Consider the following 7538-nt stretch of genomic DNA (forward strand, 5'->3'; position numbering starts at 1 on the left):
CCCGGTGGCCAGGACCGGTCACACGGCCCCTCCGAAGGGGTCCGGACCGGCCCGGCCGGTCGTCAGATGGTGGCGGTGTCGATGACGAAGCGGTAGCGGACGTCGCTGGAGAGGACCCGCTCGTACGCCTCGTTGATCCTCTCGGCGCCGATCAGCTCGATCTCGGCCGCCACGCCGTGCTCGGCGCAGAAGTCCAGCATCTCCTGGGTCTCGGCGATGCCGCCGATGCCCGAGGAGCTCATGCTGCGCCGCCGGCCGCCCAGCGCCCGGATGTCGACCTCCAGCGGCTCCTCCGGGAGGCCGACGTTGACCATCGCCCCGTCGGTGCGCAGCAGGGAGAAGTAGGCGGCGAAGTCGATCGGCGCGGAGACGGTGTTGAGGATGAGGTCGAAGGTGCCCGCGAGGCTCTGGAAGGTCGCCGGGTCGCTGGTGGCGAAGTAGTGGTCGGCGCCCAGCCGCAGGCCGTCGTCCTTCTTGCGCAGCGACTGGGACAGCACGGTGACCTCGGCGCCGAGCGCGTGGGCTATCTGCACGCCCATGTGGCCGAGCCCGCCGAGGCCCACCACGGCGACCCGCTTCCCGGGGCCGGCGTTCCAGTGCCGCAGCGGGGAGTAGGTGGTGATGCCCGCGCACAGCAGCGGCGCGGCCTTGTCCAGCGGCAGCGCCTCGGGGACGCGGACCACGTAGTTCTCGTCGACGACCACGGTCTTGGCGTAGCCGCCGTACGTGGGCCGGCCGTCCTTGCCGACGGCGTTGTACGTCCACACCGGGCCCTCGTCGCAGTACTGCTCCAGGCCGGCCCGGCAGTTGTCGCAGGTGCGGCAGGAGTCGACCATGCAGCCGACGCCGACCCGGTCGCCGACCGCGAAGCCGGTGACGCCGGGGCCGACCTCGGCGACGACGCCCGCGATCTCGTGCCCGGGCACCATGGGGAAGACCGCCCGGCCCCAGCCCTCGTGGGCCTGGTGGATGTCGGAGTGGCAGATGCCGGCGAAGGCGATGTCGATCAGCACGTCGTGCTCGCCGACCGCGCGGCGCTCGATGGTCGTACGTTCCAGCGGGGCCTTGGGGGCCGGCACGGCGTAGGCGGCGACGGTGGTGGTCATGGGAGTTCGTACCCTCTCTGCGGATGGAGCCGGGCCGGTCGGGTCGGACGGACCGGGACGGTCGAACAGCACACCCACGGTACTCCTGGGGCCGGTGCGCCCTGCTGGGGCGGTGCCCGCTCCGGGGGGCGACCGGCGCGGGTCGGAGGGCCGCCGGTTGTTCGGCGTTTTGTTCAATGACCGAGGGCCGAACCAGAACAACCCCGGTGCGCTACACCGGTAGCGCACGCCACACCCGTGCCGCACGTGGGACCAGGGCCGCAACAGCGGCGAAGGCCGGAAGGGTTCACCAGATGACGACGCTCTGCATCGCGAACAACCGCACCGAGGAGATGGTCGGGGACCTCGCCGGGACGCCGCCGGCGGAGCTGCGGTTCGCCGGGTGCGGGGCGCAGCGGATGCTCTGGTGGGCCGAGGACGGGGACGTCCTGGTGCTGCCCTGCGGCCCCGACCCGGAGTACCTGGCGTACGTCACCGGGCTGACCGGCGTACGGGCCGACAGCCTGGCCTTCGTGGTGCCGCCGCCCGGCGCCCACGGTGACCAGGTGCTCACCGCCGACCGGCTGGCCGACCCGGGCTTCCGCGCCGAGCTGCGCCGCGCGCTGGACGGGCGCGCCGTCGACGAGGTGCTGGCCGTCTCGCCGAACGGCGCGGTGGCCGAGCTGGCGGACGCGCTCGGGATCGGGCACGCCATGCCCGGCCGGCCCTTCGCCGCGCAGGGCGGCAACGCGCTGGTCAACAGCAAGGCCGGGTTCCGGGCGATGGCCGCCGGCGCCGGGGTGCCGATCCCGCCCGGGCGGGTGGCCGGCTCGCCCGCGGAGGTCGAGGCCGCGATCGAGGACCTGCTGGCGCGGGGGCACAGCGTGATGGTGAAGGTCGAGTACCAGGCGGGCGGCCTCGGCAACGAGATCCTCGCCCGGGACGAGAAGGTGGAGCCGGTCGGCGCCGAGCGGGTGGTGCCGCTGCCGGACCGGGCGGCGGTGGCCGCGTACGTGGCCGAGCGGTGGACCTGGCTGACCGGCGGACGCGGCCAGCGGGTCGTGGTGGAGCGGTACTTCGCCGACTCGGCGCCGCTGTACGCCGAGTTCGTGATCGGGGACACGGGCGCCGTGCTCTCCGGCTGCGGCGAGATGGTCATGCGGCCGGTGGTGGTCGGGGAGATCACCCCGCCGGTCACCCCGGACGCCGGCACCCGGGACGAACTCGTCCGCGAGGCCGCCCGGCTGTGCGAGGCGCTGCGGGTGATCGGCTACCGGGGCACGGTCAGCGCGGATGCCGTGCTGACCCCCGAGGGCGAGATCTACTTCCACGAGACCAACGCGCGGCTCACCGGCTCCAGCCACCTGCACCACGCCTATGCCGGCCGCCTGCTGCGCCCCGAGCACCGCGGCTCGCGCCACCTCCTGGAGCTGGCCGGCCTCAAGGTGCGGTCCTTCGCCGAGGCGGTGGCGGCGATCGGCGCGGCCGGGCTGGCCTTCGACCGGGAGAGCGGCACCGGCGTGCTGTTCAGCTCCGACTTCGGGCCCGCCGACGGCTCGGTGATGTACTGCGCGGTCGCCGAGGGCCCGGAGGCCGCCCGCGCCCTGGAGGGCGCCCTGCTCGCGCTGTTCGCCGGATGAGTCCCGACCTGGAGGAGAACGGAATGATGCGCGCCGCGCTGATCCACCGCTACGGCGGCCCGGAGGAGCTGAGCGTCGAGACGGTGCCGGAACCGGAGGCCGGCCCGGGCCGGGTGCTGGTCGACGTCACCCTGGCCGGGCTCAACTACGCCGACCTGGAGTGCCGCACCGGCGAGTACCTCAGGTTCCCGCTGCCGGCGGTGCTCGGCGTCGACGTGGTCGGGCGGCGCCGGGAGGACGGCCGGAGGGTCGTCGCGCTGCTGCGCACCGGCGGCGGGTACGCCCACGTGGCCGCGCCCGAGGCGGCGCACACGGTGGAGGTGCCGGACGGCGTGGACGACGAGCAGGCGCTGGGGCTGCTGGAGCAGGGAGCGACGGCCTACGGCGCGCTGACCCTGGCGGGGCGGCTGCGGCCGGGCGACGCCGTCGGGGTGAGCGCGGCCGCCGGCGGGGTCGGGCACCTGGCGGTGCAGCTGGCCAGGGAGCTGGGCGCGAGCCGGGTGGTCGCCCTGTCCTCCACCCCGGAGAAGCGGGAGTACCTGCTCTCACTGGGCGCCGACACCGTGCTCGACCCGGCCGACCCCGACCTGGCCGGGCGGCTCGCGGAGTCGGGCGGGCTGGACCTGTTCCTCGACTCGGTCGGCGGCCCGGTGCTGCGCGCCGGGCTGGCCGGACTGGCGCCCTTCGGGCGGCTGGTGTCGGTCGGGGCGCGCGGCGGGGTGGAGGACGCCTTCACGATGGGCGAGCTGACCGAGCGCTCGGCGGGCGCCCAGGGCTTCTGGCTCAAGCACGTGCTGACGGACCGGGCGCTGTTCGAGGGCGTCGCCGACCACCTGTTCCGGCTCGCCGCCGAGAAGCGGGTGGTGGCGCGGATCGACCGGACCGTCCCGCTGTCCGGGGTGGCCGGGGCGCACCGGGCGATGGCCGCGCGGGAGACCATCGGCAAGGTGCTGGTGGACGTCCACCGCGAGGAGTGAGGGCCGGGATCAGCGGAGCGCCTCCTCCGTCTCGCCCGGGGCCAGCGGCAGGCTGGCGGCCACCCGGTAGCCGCCGGTGGCGAGCCCGCCGGTCTCCAGCGTGCCGCCGTGCAGGGTGACGCGTTCGCGCATGCCGATCAGGCCGTGCCCGGTCCGGGCCGCCGCCCCGGCGGCGGTTCCGCCCGCGGCCCCGGCCGGGCCCGTCCCGGTGCCCGCGCCGTCGTCGCGCACCTCGACGGTGACCCGGTCCGGACGGTACGTCAGCCGGACGTGGGCACTGGCCGGGCCGGCGTGCTTGCGGGTGTTGGTGAGGGACTCCTGGACGATCCGGAAGACGGTCAGGCCCACCGTCGGGGGCAGCGGTCGCGGGCGGCCGCTGACCTCGAACTCGGTCGGCAGGCCGGCCAGCCGGGACTCGTCGACGATGCGGTCGAGGTCGTCGGCGCCGGGCTGGGGCGGGCTCGGCACGGTCTCCGGATCCTCGTCGGCCCGCAGGACGTCGAGGAGTTGGCGCATCTCGCGCAGGGCCATCCGCCCGGAGGACTCGAGGGTCACCAGGGCGTCGCGGACCACCTCGGTGTCGCCCCCGAGGTTGGCCCGGGCGCCGCCGGCCATCAGCTGCATGGTGGTGATGTGGTGGGCCACGATGTCGTGCAACTCCCGTGCGATGCGGCGTCGTTCCTCGGCCACCGCACGGTCGGCGAGCAGCCTGCGATGGGCCGCCACCTGCTGCTGCCAGCGGTTGACCACGACGGCCGTGCCGACCACGACCGCGACCGCGAGAACGGCGGAGAGGACGTTCGCCCCCGTGGGGAGCCGCCCGTGGCTCTGGTTCAGCAGCGTCACCACCGCCGTCGCGCCGGACATCAGCGCCGTCACCGGGGCGGTGCGGACCCTGGCCACCGAGTACAGGGCCACCGAGAGGGCGAAGCCGAAGTGGGTCGACGGCGGTGCGGAGAGGTTCTCCGCCGCGCCCAGGGCCAGTACGGCCGCGAGCGCCGACACCGGGTGGCTGCGCCGGAAGAGCAGCGGCAGGGCCGGCAGCACGATGAGGACGACGCCGAGCGCCGTGGCACCGCCGCCTCCGGGCCCACCGTCGCCACTCACGCTGCCGAGCGAGTAGCCGACCAGGTCCAGGGCGGCCGCGGCGACGGCGACCAGCGCGTCGTCACGCGTCCACGGCAACGCGTCGCCGCCCTTCGGCCTGTCGGCGCCCGGCAGCCTGTCGGAGGCCGGCGGCCCGCCGGAGATCGGCTGCTCGGGGTGTCGGCGCCGGCGCATCTGTGCGTCTCCCTGCTCGTGGCCCGCCGGACCGGTGCGGCGCGGCCGGGCTGTGGTGATCGACCCATTCTGGCACCGGCCGACCGGCCGCGACGGGGCCCCTGAGGCGGGTCCGGGACCGGGACCACGGTCCTGGTCCCGGACGGCTGCCGGACCCTGGGGCCCCGCTTCCGTTCATCCTGTGCCCGGACGAATCCGGGGGGTGCCGCGTGATCGTCTGGAGACCGGCCGGGAACCCGGTGCCGAGTCCACCCGCAAGTCGATACGCAGGAGAACACTTTGATCCGCGCCCTGACCGGATTCTCGACGAGAAACCCATGGAAGGTCATCGCCCTCTGGACGGTGCTGGGTGTCGCGCTGACCGCCCTGAGCGGGGCGCTGATCTTCCGCGTCACGCAGACCCGGGTCGGCGACTTCCTGCCCGCGAGCTACGACTCGGCCGCCGCGCTGAAGATCGCCGAGGACAGGTTCGGCGTGAAGCCCGACGCCGACACGGTGACCGTGCTGGTCGCCCGCTCGGACGGCGGCCCGCTCAGCGCCGCGGACCACCAGCGGATCGGCACCCTGGCCGAGAAGCTGGGCCGGCAGCGGGTCACCATGCCGAAGCCCAAGGAGGAGGACGGGCCGTCCTTCCTGGCGCGGGACCACTCGCAGACCCCCGCGGTCGCCCCGGTGATGGTGGCACCGGACAAGAGCTTCGAGCTGCTCTCCGTCGGGCTGGTCGGCAACCCCGAGGAGCCGGGGATGCAGGACCTCTTCCGGGCCTTCCGGGACTCGGCGCGGGCCCAGTTCGACGACGCGGGGCTGCGCACCGGTTTCACCGGCGGCCTGGCCGGCACGGTGGACACCAAGGACGACGGGAAGACCATGGCGAAGGTCATGGGAGCCCTCACCATGGGGCTGATCGTGCTGCTCAACGTGCTGGTGTTCCGCAGCGTGCTGGCGGCCCTGCTGCCGCTGCTCGCGGTCGCCCTGATCGGTGGCGTGGCACTGGGCGCGGTGGTCGGCGCCTCGATGCTCACCGGGATCAGGATCGACCCGAGCACCCCGTCGCTGATCCAGGTGGTCCTGATCGGCATCGGGATCGACTACCTGCTGTTCCTGCTGTTCCGCTTCCGCGAGCAGCTGCGGGCGCGACCCGAAACGCCCGTCCGGGTCGTGGCCGCGGAGGTCTCGGGGCGGGTGGGCACGGCGATCACCTCGGCGGCGCTGACCATCGTGGCCGCCTTCGCCACGCTCGGGGTGGCGAGCTTCGGGCAGTTCCGGGTGCTCGGCCCGGCCATCGCCGTCTCGGTCCTGGTCATGCTGCTGGGCAGCCTGACGCTGATGCCCGCCCTGCTGGCGGCCTGCGGACGCGGGATGTTCTGGCCCTCGCGTGCGCTCCAGAGCCGGCCGCGCGAGGGCGTGTCGGCCCGGCTGGGCGGCCTGGTGGCGCGCCGGCCGCTGGCCCTGGCGGTGGCCTCCGTCGCCGCACTGGGCGCGCTGGCCCTCGGGACGGTCGGGATCAGGATGGACTACGGCCAGGGCGCCGAAGGCCCGCGCACCGCCGCCGCCGCCACCGCGGCCGAGATCTCCCGCGCGCTGCCGGCCGGTGTGTCGGACCCGACCACCGTCTACCTCACCGCCAAGGACGGCGGCACGCTCAGCGCGGACCGGTTCGACGGCCTGTCCCGCGCGCTCGGACAGGTCGCGGGCGTGGGGCAGGTGGCGGGGACCGCCCTCGCCGACGACCGGCGGGCCGCCCGGATCGACCTCTACCTGACCGCGGACCCGCAGTCCCAGCAGGCCCGTGACGTGGTCTCGGGGCCGCTGCGGGCCGCCGTCGCCGCGCACACGCCCGCCGGGACGACGGCCCACGTCGGAGGCACCCCGGCGGTCTTCGCCGACATCTCGAAGGCCGTCGACCACGACCTGCGGCTCGTCTTCCCGGTCGCGGCCGCGCTGATCGCGCTGATCCTGCTGATGCTGCTGCGCAGCCTGCTGGCGCCGGTGGTCCTGATGGTCTCCGTCGGCCTCTGCTTCGCGGCCACGCTCGGCGCCTCGGCACTGCTCTTCCAGCACGGCCTGGACAAGCCGGGCGTCAACTTCACGCTCCCGCTGGTGCTCTTCCTGTTCGTCGTCGCGCTCGGCACCGACTACAACATCCTGATCAGCGACCGGATCCGGGAGGAGATGGAGCAGCCGGGGCCGGCCCGCGCGGCCGTGGCCCGGGCGGTGCGGCACACCGCCCCGGCCATCGCGACGGCGGGCCTGGTGCTGGCGGGCTCCTTCGCCACCCTCGCCGCCACCCCGGCGAGCCGTCAGGTCGGCTTCGCGCTGGCGCTCGGCATCCTGCTGTCCGCCTTCCTGCTGTCGGTGGTGCTGGTGCCCGCGCTGGCCGCGCTGTTCGGCCGCGGCATCTGGTGGCCGGTCCGTCCGGGGCGCGCCGCGGCCCGCCGCCACCCGCAGGACGGGGCGTACGAGCCGGAGCCGGACATGGGCTCCGCCCCGGACCCCTACCGGCTGACGCCGGGCCGCTGACGGCGCCCGCCGGTAGCTCCGCACCCGATCCGGAC

The 7538-nt window shown here is 74.9% G+C and carries 5 protein-coding genes; 3 read left to right on the forward strand and 2 right to left on the reverse strand.

All coding sequences use genetic code 11. The features are described 5' to 3' along the window. Window positions 1-62: 62 nt before the first annotated feature. The gene (locus ACFU7Z_RS32330) at window positions 63-1106 is read right to left on the reverse strand and encodes an NAD(P)-dependent alcohol dehydrogenase (RefSeq protein ID WP_049651744.1); all 1044 of its coding nucleotides are present in this window, start codon (window positions 1104-1106) and stop codon (window positions 63-65) included. 293 nt (window positions 1107-1399) lie between these two features. Here ACFU7Z_RS32330 and ACFU7Z_RS32335 point away from each other — a divergent pair, with 293 nt between their 5' ends. Beyond that, window positions 1400-2725: a peptide ligase PGM1-related protein gene (locus ACFU7Z_RS32335; protein ID WP_380781408.1), complete on the forward strand. Its 1326-nt coding sequence runs from the start codon at window positions 1400-1402 to the stop codon at window positions 2723-2725. Then, entirely contained in the window at window positions 2722-3702 is a 981-nt protein-coding gene (locus ACFU7Z_RS32340) for a zinc-binding dehydrogenase (RefSeq protein WP_259316347.1), read from the forward strand. Before ACFU7Z_RS32335 ends, ACFU7Z_RS32340 begins: the two co-directional genes overlap by 4 nt. A 9-nt stretch (window positions 3703-3711) precedes the next feature. On the opposite strand, the gene ACFU7Z_RS32345 is transcribed toward ACFU7Z_RS32340, so the two are convergent. Next, window positions 3712-4983 (reverse strand): sensor histidine kinase, encoded by a 1272-nt coding sequence (locus ACFU7Z_RS32345; protein ID WP_380781410.1) that lies wholly within the window; start codon window positions 4981-4983, stop codon window positions 3712-3714. Between the two features lie 279 nt (window positions 4984-5262). Between ACFU7Z_RS32345 and ACFU7Z_RS32350 the strand changes: the two genes are divergently transcribed. Continuing rightward, the gene (locus ACFU7Z_RS32350) at window positions 5263-7503 is read left to right on the forward strand and encodes an MMPL family transporter (RefSeq protein WP_380781412.1); all 2241 of its coding nucleotides are present in this window, start codon (window positions 5263-5265) and stop codon (window positions 7501-7503) included. The last annotated feature ends 35 nt before the right edge of the window (window positions 7504-7538 follow it).

It is taken from the genome of Kitasatospora sp. NPDC057518, assembly GCF_042802075.1.
In the GTDB taxonomy this organism is placed as follows: Bacteria; Actinomycetota; Actinomycetes; order Streptomycetales; family Streptomycetaceae; genus Kitasatospora.